General features: G+C 56.1%; 15 protein-coding genes. 7 read left to right on the top strand and 8 right to left on the bottom strand.

The window, feature by feature from the left end; all coding sequences use genetic code 11:
• Window positions 1–63 precede the first annotated feature (63 nt).
• The 3 genes from AXW11_RS09025 to AXW11_RS09035 form a co-directional block, all read right to left on the bottom strand.
• Window positions 64–660: an ATP-dependent zinc protease family protein gene (locus AXW11_RS09025; RefSeq protein WP_036207262.1), complete on the bottom strand. Its 597-nt coding sequence runs from the start codon at window positions 658–660 to the stop codon at window positions 64–66.
• Window positions 654–1,235: an acyl carrier protein phosphodiesterase gene (locus AXW11_RS09030; protein ID WP_091644321.1), complete on the bottom strand. Its 582-nt coding sequence runs from the start codon at window positions 1,233–1,235 to the stop codon at window positions 654–656. The genes AXW11_RS09025 and AXW11_RS09030 overlap by 7 nt, the downstream gene beginning before the upstream one ends.
• A gap of 67 nt (window positions 1,236–1,302) precedes the next feature.
• The gene (locus AXW11_RS09035) at window positions 1,303–1,848 is read right to left on the bottom strand and encodes a porin family protein (RefSeq protein WP_007152159.1); all 546 of its coding nucleotides are present in this window, start codon (window positions 1,846–1,848) and stop codon (window positions 1,303–1,305) included.
• A gap of 251 nt (window positions 1,849–2,099) precedes the next feature.
• Here AXW11_RS09035 and AXW11_RS09040 point away from each other — a divergent pair, with 251 nt between their 5' ends.
• Entirely contained in the window at window positions 2,100–3,515 is a 1,416-nt protein-coding gene (locus AXW11_RS09040; RefSeq protein WP_075194863.1) for a TrkH family potassium uptake protein, read from the top strand.
• 51 nt (window positions 3,516–3,566) lie between these two features.
• Here AXW11_RS09040 and AXW11_RS09045 read toward each other — a convergent pair whose 3' ends face one another.
• Together AXW11_RS09045 and AXW11_RS09050 are read right to left on the bottom strand one after the other, a co-directional pair.
• Window positions 3,567–4,226, bottom strand: a complete 660-nt coding sequence (locus AXW11_RS09045; protein ID WP_091644289.1) for an alpha/beta hydrolase — start codon at window positions 4,224–4,226, stop codon at window positions 3,567–3,569.
• Window positions 4,227–4,241: 15 nt separating this feature from the next.
• Window positions 4,242–5,453 (bottom strand): 1-acyl-sn-glycerol-3-phosphate acyltransferase, encoded by a 1,212-nt coding sequence (locus tag AXW11_RS09050; RefSeq protein WP_036207273.1) that lies wholly within the window; start codon window positions 5,451–5,453, stop codon window positions 4,242–4,244.
• 151 nt (window positions 5,454–5,604) lie between these two features.
• Here AXW11_RS09050 and recQ point away from each other — a divergent pair, with 151 nt between their 5' ends.
• A complete protein-coding gene (gene recQ / locus AXW11_RS09055; RefSeq protein WP_091644286.1) occupies window positions 5,605–7,461 on the top strand; it encodes a DNA helicase RecQ in 1,857 nt (618 codons plus the stop codon).
• A 12-nt stretch (window positions 7,462–7,473) separates the two neighbouring features.
• On the opposite strand, the gene AXW11_RS09060 is transcribed toward recQ, so the two are convergent.
• Entirely contained in the window at window positions 7,474–8,025 is a 552-nt protein-coding gene (locus tag AXW11_RS09060) for a PaaI family thioesterase (protein WP_036207280.1), read from the bottom strand.
• A gap of 177 nt (window positions 8,026–8,202) precedes the next feature.
• Here AXW11_RS09060 and AXW11_RS09065 point away from each other — a divergent pair, with 177 nt between their 5' ends.
• The gene (locus tag AXW11_RS09065) at window positions 8,203–9,153 is read left to right on the top strand and encodes a transporter substrate-binding domain-containing protein (RefSeq protein WP_091644284.1); all 951 of its coding nucleotides are present in this window, start codon (window positions 8,203–8,205) and stop codon (window positions 9,151–9,153) included.
• Here the strand turns inward: AXW11_RS09065 and AXW11_RS09070 are convergent.
• Entirely contained in the window at window positions 9,136–11,022 is a 1,887-nt protein-coding gene (locus AXW11_RS09070) for a methyl-accepting chemotaxis protein (RefSeq protein ID WP_091644281.1), read from the bottom strand. The genes AXW11_RS09065 and AXW11_RS09070 overlap by 18 nt on opposite strands.
• A gap of 227 nt (window positions 11,023–11,249) precedes the next feature.
• Between AXW11_RS09070 and AXW11_RS09075 the strand changes: the two genes are divergently transcribed.
• The 4 genes from AXW11_RS09075 (at window position 11,250) to selD (ending at window position 16,435) form a co-directional block, all read left to right on the top strand.
• A complete protein-coding gene (locus AXW11_RS09075) occupies window positions 11,250–12,797 on the top strand; it encodes a bifunctional GNAT family N-acetyltransferase/carbon-nitrogen hydrolase family protein (protein ID WP_036207289.1) in 1,548 nt (515 codons plus the stop codon).
• 145 nt (window positions 12,798–12,942) lie between these two features.
• Complete coding sequence (locus AXW11_RS09080; RefSeq protein ID WP_007152149.1) at window positions 12,943–13,341, top strand: hypothetical protein; 399 nt, start codon at window positions 12,943–12,945, stop codon at window positions 13,339–13,341.
• Between the two features lie 47 nt (window positions 13,342–13,388).
• The gene (locus AXW11_RS09085; RefSeq protein ID WP_085680631.1) at window positions 13,389–14,159 is read left to right on the top strand and encodes a helix-hairpin-helix domain-containing protein; all 771 of its coding nucleotides are present in this window, start codon (window positions 13,389–13,391) and stop codon (window positions 14,157–14,159) included.
• A complete protein-coding gene (selD, locus tag AXW11_RS09090; RefSeq protein WP_091644278.1) occupies window positions 14,159–16,435 on the top strand; it encodes a selenide, water dikinase SelD in 2,277 nt (758 codons plus the stop codon). The genes AXW11_RS09085 and selD overlap by 1 nt, the downstream gene beginning before the upstream one ends.
• Here the strand turns inward: selD and senB are convergent.
• Window positions 16,425–17,402: a selenoneine biosynthesis selenosugar synthase SenB gene (gene senB, locus AXW11_RS09095; protein WP_075194871.1), complete on the bottom strand. Its 978-nt coding sequence runs from the start codon at window positions 17,400–17,402 to the stop codon at window positions 16,425–16,427. The genes selD and senB overlap by 11 nt on opposite strands.
• Window positions 17,403–17,576 lie beyond the last annotated feature (174 nt).

A 17,576-nucleotide genomic window follows, 5' to 3' on the forward strand; every position in this document is an offset into this window, starting at 1 on the left:
AACACTTGGTATCATTGTAGACTTATAGCTACATTTTGTCTATACGCAGATTTTACAAACAACTCACCCAGCGTGCTCTTCAGCAACATCGGCCAGATTTTTGTACTCGCAGTCCTGCTTCGCGATGAAGGCGTCCGCCGAATCAATCAGGATATTGTCGTCGCGCATAAACCGTCGACCCAACAACGCCGGATAGGAAAACTTCCCACGGTCCGTGAGTGAGAACTCAGTTTTATGACTGGTACCGGCAATGCAGAAGTCCATAACCACCACAAACCGGCGCTGCGAGGGTGCGCCCTTGCGCTTGATCTTAACCGTACGCTCAACAGGCAGGCTGAACTCCAGAATCACCTCTTCCAGATTCTTGCCGTCGGCGTCGTCCTCATCCTGGTGGTCAGCCAGCGGCAACTGGAAACTGACCCATTCTTCATCACCTTTCATGAACGGCTCAACATTGACGGCATGCAGTGAAGAGGTTTTGGCCCCGGTGTCCAGCCGGGCCTTCATGCGTAGGCCCGTGCCCTCGAGCACAAGCCATTCAACAAAGCCAAGTCGCTCGGGCACAGCGTTTTCATTACTGCTGCTCTCAGCCATGGCGATGGAGGGGATCAGGAACGCGAAAAGCGCAGCGACAACGTATCTCTTGGAGTCCGTCAACATTCAAAATCCTTTGTGGCAAAGTGTTTGAGTTCAGGGAAAAAGCTGAGGAACCTGTGTTCGAGTTCCTGGTCGTGGGCTTTGATCTCCTCGATGATTCCGCTGAACGCATTCCTGAACCGTATGCGATTGGCGACCCGGTCCAGAGCATACCCAATGTTGTCAATGTCCTGGTATGAGCGGAACCAGTCGTGGAGAACGATCTGCCGAGTCACCTTTTGCATTTTCTCAGGCATCAGCGACGCGTTTTCATCGAGTTCCCGATAGACCTGATCGATAAAGGTATCGGAATTCACATGACTAAAGCGTTGCCAGTTTCTTAACAGGTAGTGATCGTAGAGGATATCCAGCGCCACACCCGAGAAACGTCGGCGCTGAGGGGAGAACAACCGCTTGCTTGCAATGACTTGCGGATGCTGGTCGGTAAACGCATCCACCGCCCTGTGATGCTGCAGCCCCACCCTCACTTCCCGGGGCAGTTCGTCCGGCACAATGCCTCTCGCAAAGTCCCCCAGCAGGCTGCCCACACGAACCTTGGGGGAATCTGGTGCGAGAAAAAGATGGGCAAGGTGATTCAAACTGGCTCCCAATAACGGCGGCGAACAGGCCTCCGCCGCCAAGGTTTCTTTGTGCAGAGCGCTCCGATCAGAAGTTGAAGGTGACGCCCAGGCCCAGACCATCAACGGTGGAGCCATCCTTGTCATAGTAACGCATGTATTCCACGTTGCCAGACACTTCCGGTGCCAGCTCAACATTCACACCAGCGCCGTAGGAAAAGTCCGACTCATCCTCGGTGGTGGTCCCCAGGAACGACTTCGCTTCCACTTCAACCCGGGTTACACCGAAAATAACGTAAGGCGTTGCGGGTGATTCGTTCGCCAGATTCAGCGTGGCGTAGCCGCCGAAGAAATTGTCCAGCGAATAATCGACGCCGCCAATGCGATCATCGTCCACGCCAAACCCAGCACGGGCTTCGAGCCCAAAGAAAGGCGACACCAGGCCACCCACCTTCGCGGACAGCGTACCAACGTCAACGTCGTCACTGCCGTTTTCGATATTGATAAAGCTGTAGTTCAGGCCCGCATAAAGGCTACCACCACCTGACTTGTAGACATCAGCGAAGGCGCTTTGGGAGACCGCCATCAGCGGCGCTGCAGAAAGACCAAGCATCAATGCAATCGACTTTTTCATTTGAATTCTCCTTCCGGTTTCAAACCGAACTCACAATTCGAAGTTGCATCAGGCTGACGACAAACACCAGCGTTCGGATCCTTATTTACGCGGAATTTACAGTGATTTAATGTACCTGTAAGACCCTGACACACTGCGGGTTCCACCTTGCGAAAGCCCCAAGCCGCATGTATTCTGACGCCGTCTCTCTGTTCAGCCGGCTAGAGCGTCCTTTGAGAAACCTGAACCCCGTAATCTTTATCATGAGCGTCATGTTTATACTTCTTAGTATTTTCATGACCTTACCTGTGCTTCTTCTCGTAACTTCTGAATCGCCGAATGCCATGGCGTTTGCGGAGTCTGCGGCTATCTGTTTTGGCACGGGGCTGCTGGGCATTCTCGCGACCTACCGCCAGGCACGAGACCTGAAGCCCCGCTACATGTTCGTGCTGACCGTCTCCAGCTGGTTTATTATCGCCCTGCTCTCCTCGCTCCCGTTCTATCTCAGTGATCTGGGGCTCACCCTCGGCGAGGCCTTTTTCGAAGGCACATCCGGCATCACCACCACCGGAGCCACGGTGCTTACCGGCCTGGACACCATGGATCAGGACCTACTGCTCTGGCGCTCTGTACTGCAATGGATTGGTGGCATCGGGATCATCGGCATGTTCGTTGCCGTATTGCCCTTCCTCCGCGTGGGCGGCATGCGGCTTTTTGCAACGGAATCTTCAGAATGGACTGACAAGGCCCTGCCGCGAATGAAAACCCTCAGTCGTGGCCTGCTGTTGGTTTACGTGGCGTTTTCGGTGCTTGCGGTAACGACCTATTGGTTGTCCGGCATGAGCCTGTTTGACGCATTCAACCATGGCCTGACGAGTATTGCGACCGGCGGCTTCTCCACATCCGACTTGTCCATGGGCAAGTTCGACTCCAACCTGATTCTGTTGGAAGCCACCCTGTTCATGATGATCGGCAGCATGCCGTTCTTTCTTTTTGTCCGGGAAATGCATGGCCAGCACGGCGTGCTGTTCAGGGATCAGCAGGTGCGGCTGTTCGTGACCATCCTGCTGGTGGTACCTGCCTTACTGACTCTTTACCGCTGGTACGTCTCACCAGTGGAGTTCGACCTCGTTAACGGCTACGTGTCGACGCTCTTCAATGTCACGTCTGTGGTCACAACAACCGGCTATGCCTCGGAAGATTACTCTGCGTGGGGCCCACTTGCGTTTGTGCTGTTTTTCTTTCTGATGTTTATCGGCGGGTGCTCCGGCTCAACAGCCGGGGGCATGAAAGTGTTCCGCTTCCAGCTCTCATTGATCGTACTGAGGGAGCAGCTGATGCGGCTGCTGCATCCCAGGGCCGTATTCACCCGCAACTACAATGGCCGCGCGGTCAGCGACGAAATTATCGCTTCGATGATTGCCTACACCTTTATCTTTCTGTTGTGCCTGCTGATCATAACGGTCGCGCTGGCAGCTCTGCAGTTGGACTTTATCACCAGCCTGTCCGGAGCACTCACCGTGCTGACCAACGTTGGCCCGGCGCTCGGCGACACAATTGGGCCAGCGGGCACCTTTGCACCGCTCCCGGAGCTTGCCAAATGGATTCTATCGGTGGGTATGCTGATGGGGCGCCTGGAAATACTGAGCGTGGTAATTGTGCTTTCACCAGCGTTCTGGCGAAGCTAAGCGAGGCAACCTGCCCTGCTTAGGCTTCGCCAATCGAACGTCAGGCGAGCTTTACAGTACGTTATCGCGAAGGAACTTGCCGATATCCACGATCTCTTCCATGCACACGCTGTGTTCCATCGGATAGGTCTCATACGTGGGTTCAAACCCCATGTCCTGCAGCTTTTCCACGCTTTGCCGGCCCAGGGCCTCCGGTACCATGGGGTCAAAGGTGCCATGATAGATCCGGATCGGGATATCATGATTCGCCTCTGAGCACTTCACAGTCTTCGCAGTGGCAAAGTATGTTGACAGGGCAATAATGCCCGCCAGGCGCTTCGGATAGCTCAACCCAAGCTCGTAGGCCACGGCGCCCCCCTGGGAAAATCCAGCAATCACAATGTTCTCGCTCTTCACGCCACGCTCAATTTCCCGGTCCACCAGTTTTGCAACCGCGTCTGACGAGGCCATCAACTGATCGGTGTCGACCACCCGGTCAATATCCATTGCCTTGATGTCATACCAGGCTGGCATCGTCATTCCACCGTTAATGGTGACCGGCATGTTGGGGGCGTGAGGGAAAATGAACCGAACAGCGGCATTGTCGGGCAGCCCCAGCTCCGGCACTACCGGCTCGAAATCATGGCCACTGGCTCCAAGGCCATGCAGCCAGATAACGGCGGCAGTAGGATTGGGATTGGTTTCCAATTCGATAGTTTGAAGTTCTTGCACAAAATACCTCGGGTATCAGGGGTGTTCCGTTGGTGTATCCGTCGAGCCGTTGCCATTGTGAGCTTCAAGCGCCGTGACCACCGGGTTGGCGTACATATCCAGCAGATAGGGCCGAATCGCCGGGTCGCAGGCATCAAGTCGACGCTCCATCTCCGCCTCGGCGGCTTCTATTTCCGCCGCTGACCAGGCCTCTGCCGTCACCACCGCATCGCTTACAGAGTCTCTGCTGGCGTGTGAATCAGGATGAATGCCTCTTTGCTGATAGGCCACCAGGTTGGACGTGTGCAAGTGATAATTGGCATGCATCTCCCGATCGATCCGGGCAGCCAGTTCCTTAGGCGTGTTTTCGGCATCCGCGATGGGTGCTCCGAAATGCACGTGCACGTGGCCCTTGAACCCCGTGAGCCCGCGCATTATCTGGTTAGTATCCTCGCCTTCCGCCTTAACGTATTTGCCCGTGCGGGAGCGGGTTTCGAGCTCTCGGGCCTTGTCCATATCGCAGGGATCATACTCGTAGGCAATGGACACCGGCACGATGTGCAGCCGGTTCATGGCTTCGCCGAAATCCAACCCACTTTTCTTCTGGCTCATGTAGAACATTTTAATAATGGCGGGATCGGTGAAATCCAGCCCGTCTTTGGCGCGCCCTTCACGCTGCGCAATCCAGATGCTCTCGTTGTTGTCGATACTATGATTGATAAACGCCGAAAGCATGATGTAGGCGTCCCGCATTTCACGTGGGCTGGTCATACTGCGACGCACCACAAAGCTCTTGTTCAGCCGCATCATTTCAGCAAATACGCGGTTCGCCAGCAGGTTGTCGCCAATGGCAATACGTGTGGTATTGAAGCCGTTCGCGAACAGCAGGTAATTGACCACCATCGGGTCGAACACGATGTCGCGGTGGTTGGAGATGAACAGGTGAGCGCTCTGCTTGTCCAGATTTTCCAGCCCGCTGTGGGTAACCCGGGTCGTTGTGTGATCAACCAGTTCACCAACGTAGCCAGACAATCGCGCCTGGAGGTCGTCGATACGGGTAAGTCCGCCAAAGTTCCTGGCCAGCCAGCGCTTGACCCATACCCGGAGCATTCCCGGCGCCCATTTGGCCAGTGTGGGCGATTTGAAGCGGCCAATCATATCCAGAAATTCCGGATCCCGTACCAGATTGTTGATGGCGGTTCCGGTTTCCTCGTCCGAGTAAGGTCGGATGGCGTCAAATTCCTGCATGGAGTTCCTGTTTGTTGGGTGCAGAAAAAAGGCGCATTGTAGCGTTTATAAGGTTTGTTTGTCTCCGCCGATTCCGTGACCGCTTTCTGGTATCATGGCCTGCCTGCCAGAATGGCACCCTTTACCCTCAACCAACACCGCTGGCCAAGTCATGGATTTTGCACAACTCAGCACAGAGCGCCCCCGTGTTAACGACCAGGACCCGGAAGAAGTCCTTCATCGTGTTTTCGGTTACGAGACCTTCCGGCCCTTGCAGGGCGACATTATCCGCGAGCTGGTTGACGGTGGCGATGCGTTGGTACTGATGCCCACCGGTGGTGGTAAATCCCTCTGTTATCAGGTGCCAGCCCTGGTTCGCGCCGGAACAGCTGTCGTCATATCACCACTGATTGCACTGATGCAGGACCAGGTGGCAGCGCTGAAAGAACTGGGTGTCAAGGCCGCGTTCCTGAACTCCACCATGGATTTCGAACAGGCCCGGGACACTGAAAACGCCCTTATGACCGGCGAACTCGATCTGCTTTACTGCGCGCCGGAACGGCTGATCCAGCCTCGCACACTGGGCCTGTTACATGATGCTTCTATTTCCCTGTTTGCCATCGACGAAGCCCACTGCGTGTCCCAGTGGGGGCACGATTTCCGCTCCGACTACCTGGAGCTAAGCCGGCTGGCCCATGAATTCCCGGGCGTACCCCGCATAGCCCTCACCGCCACCGCGGACGAGCGCACCCGCAAGGAGATCGCTGAACGGCTGTCCCTGACCGAAGCCCGACACTTTATCAGTGGTTTTGATCGCCCGAATATTCAGTACCGAATTGCTCCGAAAACCAATGCAAACAAACAACTACTGGATTTTATTAAAGCGGAACATGATGGCGACTGCGGCATCGTTTATTGCCTGTCCCGCAACAAAGTCGACAGCACCGCGAAGCTGCTCAGTGACAAAGGCTACACCGCTCTGCCCTACCATGCGGGCCTCAATGCCGGTGATCGCGCGCGGAATCAGGAGCGCTTCCTGCGCGAGGACGGCGTCATCATCGTGGCCACCATTGCTTTTGGCATGGGCATCGATAAACCCGATGTTCGATTTGTCGCCCACCTGGATCTTCCAAAAAGCCTGGAAGCCTACTATCAGGAAACCGGCCGAGCCGGTCGTGATGGAAAGCCTTCGACCGCCTGGATGGTTTACGGCCTGCAGGACGTGATCAAACTGCGACAGATGCTCGAAGGCTCCATGGGCAATGACCACTTCAAACGGGTTGAGCGCCAGAAACTGGATGCCATGCTAGGCCTGTGCGAAGTGACAAGCTGTCGGCGACAGGTGTTGCTGCGGTATTTCGGCGACACCCTTGAACAACCCTGTGGCAACTGTGACACCTGCCTGACTCCACCGGAAACCTGGGACGGCAAGATTGCTGTTCAGAAGGCGCTCTCCTGCGTGTTCAGAACCGGCCAACGTTTCGGGGTTACGTATTTGATTGATGTGTTACGCGGCTCTGAGAACGAACGTATCCTGCAGTCCGGCCATCAAACGGTTTCCACCTACGGAATTGGTACCGAGTTGTCTGCAAACGACTGGAAGTCCGTATTCCGTCAACTGGTGGCCAACGGTTACCTCAGGGCTGACCCGGAAGGCTACGGAGCGTTGCAGCTTACGGAGCAATGCCGTCCACTACTTAAGGGCGAGGTAGCTATCCAGTTACGCAAGGATCCGGTAGTGAAGGCCTCCAGTAGCCGTGGGTCATCAGGGTCCGGCCGCCGCAGGATTGCAGACCAGATCACTGACAAACCCGGCTGGGAAGCGCTGCGGGCCTGCCGAAAATCGCTGGCGGATGAGAAGGGCGTGCCGCCCTATGTGATTTTCCACGATGCCACGCTGTTTGAAATCCTGGACAAGAAACCGAACAGCCTTGCCGAAATGGCTGAGATAAACGGCGTGGGTGCGGCAAAGCTCGAAAAATACGGGGAAACTTTCCTCGCCGCCCTACGGGAATTGGACGGCGCTTGAATCAACCTCAGTTCACTGCGCCTGGAAGCCTTTCTTGCGAACACGATAGTGGGCCATCGAAGTGGCCACATGATGGCCGTCACTGTCGTACAGTGTGCCTTCCAACTCAAACGCGGCCCTGCCCGTAGCATCGGCCTCGGCCTTGATGGCTTCAACCGTGGCGGCGTCCAGTGAAAACTCCACAAACACATCGGAATTCGCCGGCTGCAGGAACTGAAGCGTCATTTCCTTGAGAATCGGCGTGTAAGCCGGGCCGAGATCAAACAGCGTCAACACACCACCGGGGATCTCCGCCACCAGGAAATAGGCACCGGCGTAGAGGCTGCCAAAGTGGTTCTTATTGCCTTTCAGGCGTATTCTTGCCTTAACGAACCCCGGGCGAATCTCCTCGACACTGAATCGATTCCGTGGTGCAAACGGGATTGATAGGCCAATAATTCGGTTGACGGCCGCATAACCACTGGTTTTACGGAGCCAGGCCAGCGGTTGGGTGATTCGCGCACCAGGATTCGATTCAGACACCCAATGGCCGGTTGCACCTATCAGATTGTCGATGAACGCCATGTTTTCTTACCTGTTGGTGATTTAACGCCCATGATTGCAGCCGTTTAAAAGGTATCGCAACTGTTTTCGGGATTTTTTACGGTTATCCCTTTCCGGAAAGAAAAATTCACCTAAACTGCTTGGATATCAAAACGGGCGATAACAAGAAACTCGAATGGACGCGGGAGTAAGTCTTCAATGAAAGTGAGGCGTGCGCGTGGCTGGCTGACGGCCCTGGCATTGTTTCTGGCTTGCCCGGGAACCGGTGTGTCTTCGGAATATCTGTCTGGAGAAACACAGGCAAGGGAATATCGCCTGTGGTACCGCAATTACGACAGCCCACCCATACGTGCCCTGGTTGCCCTCGCCTTCGACAAGACACCGGAATACGGTTCGTATCGAATCACTCGCACCCCGGAGATGGCCCAAGGCCGGGTTGTCCGCGAACTTGAGCGCCAGCAATCAAAATTGGTCGATCTCGCGAATGTCGCGACATCAAAACAGAGGGAAGAAAGCCTGCAGGCCATCCCCATACCTATCGATGGCGGACTTTTGGGGCTTCGGGTGTGCGTGGTGCTTAAAGAATCATTGCCCAGGTTCAAAGGCATCCGAAGCCTTGGCAATCTTGAGGAAGTCGGTATCCGCATCGGCCAGGGCGCACACTGGCCGGATTCGTCGATTCTTCAGGCCAACGGAGTCAGCGTGGTGACTCACTCGCGGTACGAAATTCTTTTCCGCATGCTGGAGAATCATCGTTTTGAATGCTTCGCCCGGGGAGTCAACGAGGTTCTTTTCGATCTGGAGCTTGAAAACAACGAAGATTTCGCCATCGAGCCGGACCTGCTGCTGGCCTATCCGATGCCCTCTTACTTCTTCGTCAACCGGCACGACCACGAAACAGCACATCGGCTTCAATTGGGCATGGAAAGGGCCATTTTCGATGGCAGCTTTGGCGCGTACCTCAACCAATACTACGGCCAGTCCATCGACGAGCTAAACCTGCACAGCCGGAACGTCCTTGTTCTGGAAAATCCCTATCTGACGGACGAGTCCCGGGCCATCGGCACCAGAACCCTCCTCGAACTCCGACGGCGAATCCAGATACTATCCGCGCCCCAGAAAACGTCTTACTCAAACCCTGAATCGTGACACGTTCTTACTAAGCGTGTGGCCGACCGATTCGATCTGACCGCTATAGACGTCGTTCTCGCTGGCAGCCTTGGCGGCCTCCTGGCCCTGGTCGGCAATCCGGGTGATGGAGGAGTTCAACTCTTCCGTCACAGAGGTCTGCTCCTCAGAAGCCGTTGCGATCTGGGAGGTCATCTGGCTGATCGACGTTATGGCATCAGCAATACGGTTAAGGGACTCCATGGCATCCTGGGCTTTCTCCATGCTCACATTCGAGACCGCTGTTGATGCCTTCATGACGTCCACAGCCTGGGTTGCACCGCTTTGCAGGCGCTCAATCATGTTGTTGATCTCTTCCGTGCTGTCCTGGGTGCGGCGGGCCAGATTGCGCACTTCGTCAGCAACAACCGCAAAGCCACGACCCGCGTCCCCTGCCCTTGCGGCCTCGATCGCCGCGTTCAGTGCCAGCAGGTTGGTCTGTTCAGCAATCCCCTGAATTACCTCGAGAACCGAGGTAATGTCGGTAACGTCCTTGCCGAGTTTATCGATGACTTCCGCAGCGGCGTTAATCTCTTTTGACAATTTCTGGACTGCATCCCGGGAAGCGGCAACGGTTTCAAGGGAAGCGCGGCTGTCTGCATCGGCGGTGTTGGACGCATCCGCGGTCTGTTGGGCATTCTGTGCAATTTCCCCGGCAGCGGCAGACATCTCATTGATGGCCGTGGCCACCATATCAATCTCGGCCTGCTGTTTTTCAACGCTGTCTCGGCTGGTGCTGGCAGTATCCCGCAGGGAGGACACGTTTTCGCCAAGCTCGGCGGTGCCTTGCTGGACGTCCCGGACCACATTCTGGATATTCTCAACAAAGCTGTTGAACTCCGCCGCGAGCTTGCCGAACTCGTCGTTGGCGCTATCGTCCAGGCGCTTGGTGAGGTCCGCCTCGCCACTGGCGATTGATGCCATGGCGGCATTAAGCTTGCGAACGGGAGCCATCAGCACGCGGATACCAAAACGCAGGATCACCAGGGACACCAACAAGCCAATTACTGCGATGATCAGCCCGGTTACGCGAGCGGCATGGACCGGCGCATTGATTTTGTCCTCATTGATAAAAGTGCCGAGATACCACTCAACACCACGGGCACCTTTGATGCGATGGAAACCGGCAGTCCAACTGGCATCTCCGGTGTCATATTCGTGAATTTCACCGCTGAGCCGAGGAGATTCTCCCAAAAGACTGCTGATCTTCTTGCCAACCAGTTTCTGGTCCGGGTGAAACAACACGGTGCCGTCGTCACTGATCAGGGCGGCATAGCCGGTGTTGGCCAGCGTAATCGTGGAGAGCGTCTGTTCTATGGTCTTCAGGGCAATATCACCACCGACAACACCCTGGTAAGCCCCACGTTTGACCGGTGCCAGCGTGGAAATGATGGTGCCTCCAGTGCCCGCGTCCACGTAGGGTTCGGTGAACGACGCTGAGCCCTTTTGTTTCGCCTGTTTGAACCAGGGCCGCGTGCGTGGGTCGAAATCCGCAGGCAGCGTGGCTTCTGAGGCATCGTCCTTCATCAGCATATAGCCATCATCACGGCCAACATAGACGTCAATGAACCCGCCACCGGTTGTCGCAGCGGCCAGGATAACCCTCGCCTCGGCATCGGTTTCCACCGACTCCAGTGCTTTTGCCGTTGCTTCGGTCATGGCAAGACGGGTGTTGAGCCAATCCGCAATGCTGGACGTACTCTGAGCCACGGTGTCTTCAATCAGTGCATCAACATAAGTATCCGTAGTCTCCTGTAACCGGAGGTTGCCGCTGAGCGTAAACGCCCCCATAACAAGTAAAAGCAAAATACCAAAGGCGACGAGCAACTTCTGGCCGAAACTCAGGTTCATTTTCCGGGTCCTTTTCGAGACAGTCTATTCGGGGGGTCAGTCAAACAGCCTATCGGCTGTCTTTCATTCATAAACTGGTTTTCGGCGTGTGCTGCAAAGTCTTTAACTTTATGTGATAAGAAGTCTTAAGCTTTAGGTGATAAGAAGTCTTTAGCGCTCTCTGATAAAATACCGAAGCAATCGACAATTCTTGCCGTCATTTCCACACCCAACGGGAGCTGCCGTATATGGCCCACGAAGAACTGCACCTCAACCTTCGTAACCTGACCAGTGATGATTACCCACAGCTCCAGCGACTGATGGACAGGGTCTACGACGATATTGGCGGTGCCTGGCCAGAGGACACGATCGAAGCTCTGGTGCAACAGTTTCCGGATGGTCAGATCTGTATCGAAGAGTCCGGTGACCTGGTGGCCGTAGCCCTCACGGTGTGCGTCAAGTATGAGCGATTCAGCAATCCGCACACCTACGACGACCTGATCCTGCGCAATGAAAAAATCTGGCACAACGCCAAAGGCGACTCGCTTTACGGCCTCGATGTGTTTATCCACCCGGATTATCGCGGCTACCGCCTTGGCCGGCGGCTTTATGAAGCTCGCAAAGAACTCTGCCGATCCATGAACCTGCGCGCCATCCTGGCGGGTGGCCGCATCCCTGGATATCACAAGTATTCAGACCAGCACTCCCCGGAAGAATACATCCAGCGTGTGGATCGCAAGGACATCTACGACCCGATCCTCAGCTTTCAGCTGTCCAACGACTTCCAGGTCACCCGGCTGATGCACAAGTACCTGCCGGAAGACGAGAAATCCCTGGGCTACGCCACTCTGCTGGAATGGCGGAACATCCTCTATACCCCGCCGTCGCCGGTGCTTAACGTCAAGAAGACTCAAGTGCGCCTGGGTGCCGTTCAGTGGCAGATGCGTGAATTTACCTCTGTGGAGGAAGTGCTGGAACAGGTGGAGTACTTCGTGGATGCGCTCTCGGATTACAAGAGCGATTTCGCCCTGTTTCCAGAGTTTTTCAACGCACCGCTGATGGGCCTGACGGACCAAGTGGACCAGACACGGGCCATTCGCTTTCTGGCAGGCTTTACCGAGCAATTCCGCAATCAGATGTCGGAAATGGCGGTCAGTTACAACATCAACATCATTACCGGCTCGATGCCCCTGCTCGAAAATGATCGGGTCTACAACGTGTCCTATTTGTGCCACCGCGACGGCCGCGTCGACGAGCAGCGCAAGATCCATATCACGCCCCACGAACGCCGTGACTGGGTCATCGAAGGCGGTGAGAAGTTCCAGGTGTTCGACACCGACGCCGGCCGCGTGGCCATCATGATCTGTTACGACATCGAGTTCCCGGAACTGGGGCGCCTGGCGGCCATCGAAGAGGTGGATATTATTATGGTGCCCTTCTGGACGGACACCAAGAACGGATACCTTCGGGTGCGGCACTGTGCGCAGGCACGGGCGATTGAAAACGAGTGCTATGTCGTGATCACCGGTAGTGTGGGTAACCTTCCCAAGGTTGAGAACCTGGACGTGCAGTACGCCCAGTCTTCCGTATTCTCACCGTCGGACTTTGCGTTCCCCCACGATGCGGTGATGGCGGAAACCACACCGAATACGGAAATGATCATGTTTTCAGATATGGATCTGGAAAAGCTGAAGCTGGTGCGCAACGAAGGCTCGGTGACGAACCTGAAAGACCGGCGCACGGATATTTACGAGCTCAACACGCTACAAACGGGCCAAAATGATAAAAACAGTTGATGAACCGCCTGAGAGCTCTATCGTATGACACTGAACACGTTGCCAAACCAACAGAGTGTGGCTATTGTTTAACCATATACTTTCAGGAACACGCCCTCGGGGTGTCGTCCGGACCCCCTCGGGGTGCAAAAGAGATCACTTTTAGATGAACGAAGCACTACCGGATCTTGTCGCACATTTTCACATCAAGCGTGGCCTCTTTCGCCGGGAGCGTGTGCAGGCCGCCCTGTTCGAGCTCGATCACTTCGGATGTGTGATGAAGACGGACAAGATATTTAACCCCGGTGATACGGTTATCCTGGATCTCGTGATGGAAATGCCGTTTGACGACATCAGGGCGGATGGAATTACCGGCCTGGTAACGGAACGCAGGAAACACTGTAGCAATTTCTTCTATTCCGTTGATTTCGTAGAACTCAATGACAACTCCTCGTCTGCCCTGAGCGAAAAACTCAAGCGCATTCGTGAGGTGGTGCTCAAGAAGCAGACGCTAAAATCCAGACGTTCCTCAGGGCCCGCCTCCAGCATTCGGCAACTGGCCTGAACTCACCAACGCCCCACATCAACTTGCACTTCAAGGAGAAAGTCCTCATGGCGAAGAAAGCCAACAAGCAAAGCGTTGATAAAGTCGTCAAGAAAGTGAACAAAGAGTTCGATAAAACGTCATCACAGATCGAAAAGCTGATCAACGACGCCCTCAAGCAGTTCGACAGCCTGCAGAACCAGATTCAGGAACCCGTCCGCAAACTGTTGAAGGAAGTGGATGAGCTTCGTGATCGTGAAATGAAACGTTTCAACGAAGAATTTGAACGTCGCTTGGGTGAATTCCACGATTTGCAGAACAATATCCTGGACCGCCTTGGTATTGCCAGCAAGGAAGCCAGCGAAGAGGCGAAGAAGGTCGCAGGCCAGGCCGCCAAGAAGGCCGGCCCTGCTGCCAAAGGCAAGTCAGCTCCGAAAAAATCCACCGCCAGTAAGACAGCGGCCAAAAAACCGGCCGCCAAGAAGCCCGCCACACCAAAAGCGGCAACTGCAAAGAAAGCCGCCAAACCCAAGGCGAGCACCGCCGCCAAAAGTCCGGCCGCAGCCACTAAAGCCGCTCCCAAGAAAGCCGCCACGGCCGCGCGGAAGCCAGCGGCAAAGCCGGCTGCAGCAACACGCGCTCCAAAGCCGAAGGACAAGAGCGACCTGACCCAGGTTAAAGGTATTGGGCCGGCCACCGCCCGCAAAATGAAGGAAGCCGGTATCACCTCGGTTGACCAGATCGCCAATCCGTCTGACGCGGACAAAGAAAAGCTTCAGGCATTTTCAAGCGTGAAAGGCTTTAACACCTTCAGCGACGAAGCCAAGAAAGTTATTTAATGCAACAATCCGAACAGCCTGTTTTACGGGACATTGTCCTGATTGGCGGCGGACACAGCCACGTAGGCGTTCTCAAGCGCTTTGCCATGAACCCAGTGCCTGGTGTCCGCCTTACCCTCATCTGCAGGGATACCCATACACCCTACTCCGGAATGCTTCCCGGGTATGTGGCTGGGCATTATTCCTACGACGACGTCCATATAGACCTCAGCAAACTGGCCGAGTTCGCGGGCGCGCGCTTCTACCGCGATGAAGTGGTTGGCATCGACCGCCATCGAAAACGTGTGGTCTGCCGCTCCCGACCGGACGTGCCTTACGACATTCTGTCGGTGAATATCGGGTCCGCTCCCAAGGTCGGTGACGTCAGCGGCGCAACTGAACATGCAGTGCCCGTCAAGCCTATCAACGGATTCAACAATCGCTGGCTGTCATTATTGTCGCGGCTGGAAAACCATGACGGCCCGATGACCGTTGCTGTGGTCGGCGCAGGTGCAGGTGGCGTTGAACTCACACTGGCCATGCAGTTCCGGCTACGAAATGAGCTCGAAAAGCGCGGCCACGACCCGGACCAGTTGCACTTTCATCTGTTTGATGCAGACCAGCAGATCCTGCCTACCCACAACGCCAGGGTGCGTGCGGTATTCGCTGACACACTCGCAAGCCGTGGGGTGAAGGTCCACCTGGGATCCGCAGTCTCAGAGGTCGAGGCCAATCGTTTGACCACGGAGTCCGGCGACACCCTGTCGGTTGACGAAGTGCTCTGGGTCACCCGTGCCGGCGGCCCCGAGTGGCTGCGGGATACCGGCCTGGCCCTGGACGACGGTGGCTTTATCCGGGTGACGGACACCCTGCAGACAGAAACCGACAACGATATCTTCGCGGCGGGTGACATTGCCAACGTTGTAAATCACCCCCGGGAAAAAGCCGGCGTATTTGCCGTTCGTCAGGGCCGGCCACTGGCGGACAACCTCCGCCGCCATGCCCTCGGAAAGCCCGCGAAGCCATTCCGGCCGCAGAAAAAATGGCTGGCGCTGATCAGTACCGGCGACAAATTCGCAGTGGCCTCCAGAGGTGACCTGTCGTTGGCCGGTTCTTGGGTCTGGCGCTGGAAAAACAGCATTGATAGACGCTTCATGGCGAAATTCAATGATCTTCCCGCCATGGAAGAGAACGCCGCCCTGCCCGACACCGGCGCCGCACAAAACCCCGAGGAAGCGTCCCAGGCCATCTCCGCGGTGGCCATGCGTTGCGGTGGCTGCGGTGCCAAGGTGGGCAGTACCGTGCTGTCACGGGCCCTCGGCGAGCTGCGACCAATAGAGCGGGATGACATCCTGATTGGTCTACACGCCCCAGACGACGCCGCCGTACTGACCGTCCCACCCGGAAAGGCGGTGGTTCACACCGTCGATTTCTTTCGCGCCTTTATTGACGACCCCTATGTGTTCGGCCGGGTTGCCGCCAATCACGCCCTGGGCGACGTGTTTGCCATGGGCGCCGAAGCTCAGAGTGCTACCGCCGTTGCGACCGTGCCCTATGGCATAGAGTCCAAGGTGGAAGACGTGGTTTACCAGATGATGTCCGGCGCCGTGGAAGTGCTGAATGAAGCCGGCTGCGCGTTGGTGGGCGGCCATACGGGTGAAGGCCGGGAGCTGGCACTGGGCTTTGCCGTCAACGGGTTGATTGATCCGGATGACGTCATGAGCAAAGGCGGCCTGCGGGCCGGAGACGTTCTGCTGCTGACCAAGCCTATCGGTACCGGGACGCTCTTCGCTGCCCACGCCAAACTTGCCGCGAAAGGCCGCTGGATTGATTCTGCCCTGGCCTCAATGATGCAGTCCAACAAAGACGCGGCCCAGTGCCTGCGCCGATATGGTTCACGAGCCTGCACCGACGTAACGGGTTTTGGTTTGCTTGGCCATCTGGTTGAGATGACGCGCCCCTCTGGCGTTGATGCGGAGCTCGATCTCACGGCAATACCGATTTTGCCTGGCGCTGAGGAAACTGCAGCAGCAGGTATCCTCAGCTCCTTGCAGCCGGCCAACATTCGTCTCCGGCGTGGTATTCGAGACCAGGAAAAGTGGGTCAACCATCCTCGCTACCCATTGATCTTCGACCCGCAGACCGCCGGCGGACTGCTGGCCAGCGTGCCCGCTGACCAGGCGGATGCCTGTATCAGTGAGTTGAAAGCAATGGGCTATCCCCACACTGCCATTATAGGGCGGGTGTTGCCGCAGGATGAGAGCGGCCCCATCGAGCCCATCACACTCAGGGATTGAGACGGTCGCCTTTGGCCCTGGCCTTCTCAATCGCAGTGAGCAGGGCCGCTTGCTCAGCTTCAGGAACAAAGCAAGAGGCGAGTTCGGTGACGCGATCGGTCAGTTCCCCAAGATATTCGGGGGATTGTTCCGCCCACAGTAACACCTTCGCAAGATCAGCCTCGTCGCCTACACGGAAGTACCCCGGGTAATCTTCACCCAGTAGGCCAATATTGCCGGAGATGTCCGACGCGATAACCGGCAGCCCTGCACGACAGGCTTCGGATACGACATTAGCGCCTCCTTCCATCACCGAGCTGATAACCATGGCACGGCAACGGTTCATAAGCTGATGGGTGGACGGTCTGTCAATTTCGCCGAGCCACTGAAAACGCGGATTGGCCTCCTGTTCGGCTATGGCTCGCCGAGCCCAATCCTGGCTGTGAGCCTTGCCTGCATTCAGCACCCGGATGGTCGAACCTGGCGGCAATGTCCTCGCCGCGATTGCGGCCCTCAGAGGGTCCTTCTCCTCGCGCAGGTGTCCGATAACACAGACATCGAAATGCCTGGTATCGACGCCTGCATTACCCCCGGGCCGATCGGCGGACTGCAACACCGTCACCAGCTTTGGCACGAAACGCTCGGGAATATCCCGGCCAACACGATGGTGGAGCCCCACAAGGCAATCCGCGAGGGCCATGGAATGGAGGGTTTGCTCCGGGTAGCGGTACTGGTGGTCGTATATGTCCGTGCCCGTAAGCACAACGATTATCGGCGTTTCCGGGTTACGGTCACGGAAGCGAAGAACGGCCTCATGGCTCCTCCAGGCGTGCAGGGCAATGTACAGGTCGCAGGGCTCGTTGTTGTATTCGGTCACAACGAAAACCCGGTGTCCGGCCTGCTCAAGCAACCGGCACCATCGGTCCGCCGTGGCCCGATTACCAGCCCTGGAGCCCGGTAGCGCCGGGGTATTCAGGATGATTTTCATGAGTGTCGGTTTCCATCAAGATTTTCATTTTTTGCCGGATACCCCTAACCTGATTGGCTCATAGAATCGTATAGCTGTTCAGAGTTGCAGTAAATCACGGTATTCTGGATAGCTTCGGGCTTCCCGTCCGGACATGTGACCCCGCTAAATTCAGCTCCAGACACAAGGAAATTC

Source organism: Marinobacter sp. Hex_13, assembly GCF_001566815.1.
GTDB lineage: Bacteria > Pseudomonadota > Gammaproteobacteria > Pseudomonadales > Oleiphilaceae > Marinobacter > Marinobacter salarius.

What these genes read in the sequence shown, in the direction of transcription:
- AXW11_RS09025 (WP_036207262.1), bottom strand. Translation starts at nt 660, where the DNA reads ATGTTGACGGACTCCAAGAGATACGTTGTCGCTGCGCTTTTCGCGTTC.
- AXW11_RS09035 (WP_007152159.1), bottom strand. Translation starts at nt 1,848, where the DNA reads ATGAAAAAGTCGATTGCATTGATGCTTGGTCTTTCTGCAGCGCCGCTG.
- AXW11_RS09040 (WP_075194863.1), top strand. Translation starts at nt 2,100, where the DNA reads ATGTTTATACTTCTTAGTATTTTCATGACCTTACCTGTGCTTCTTCTC.
- AXW11_RS09050 (WP_036207273.1), bottom strand. Translation starts at nt 5,453, where the DNA reads ATGCAGGAATTTGACGCCATCCGACCTTACTCGGACGAGGAAACCGGA.
- recQ (WP_091644286.1), top strand. Translation starts at nt 5,605, where the DNA reads ATGGATTTTGCACAACTCAGCACAGAGCGCCCCCGTGTTAACGACCAG.
- AXW11_RS09060 (WP_036207280.1), bottom strand. Translation starts at nt 8,025, where the DNA reads ATGGCGTTCATCGACAATCTGATAGGTGCAACCGGCCATTGGGTGTCT.
- AXW11_RS09065 (WP_091644284.1), top strand. Translation starts at nt 8,203, where the DNA reads ATGAAAGTGAGGCGTGCGCGTGGCTGGCTGACGGCCCTGGCATTGTTT.
- AXW11_RS09070 (WP_091644281.1), bottom strand. Translation starts at nt 11,022, where the DNA reads ATGAACCTGAGTTTCGGCCAGAAGTTGCTCGTCGCCTTTGGTATTTTG.
- AXW11_RS09075 (WP_036207289.1), top strand. Translation starts at nt 11,250, where the DNA reads ATGGCCCACGAAGAACTGCACCTCAACCTTCGTAACCTGACCAGTGAT.
- AXW11_RS09080 (WP_007152149.1), top strand. Translation starts at nt 12,943, where the DNA reads ATGAACGAAGCACTACCGGATCTTGTCGCACATTTTCACATCAAGCGT.
- AXW11_RS09085 (WP_085680631.1), top strand. Translation starts at nt 13,389, where the DNA reads ATGGCGAAGAAAGCCAACAAGCAAAGCGTTGATAAAGTCGTCAAGAAA.
- selD (WP_091644278.1), top strand. Translation starts at nt 14,159, where the DNA reads ATGCAACAATCCGAACAGCCTGTTTTACGGGACATTGTCCTGATTGGC.
- senB (WP_075194871.1), bottom strand. Translation starts at nt 17,402, where the DNA reads ATGAAAATCATCCTGAATACCCCGGCGCTACCGGGCTCCAGGGCTGGT.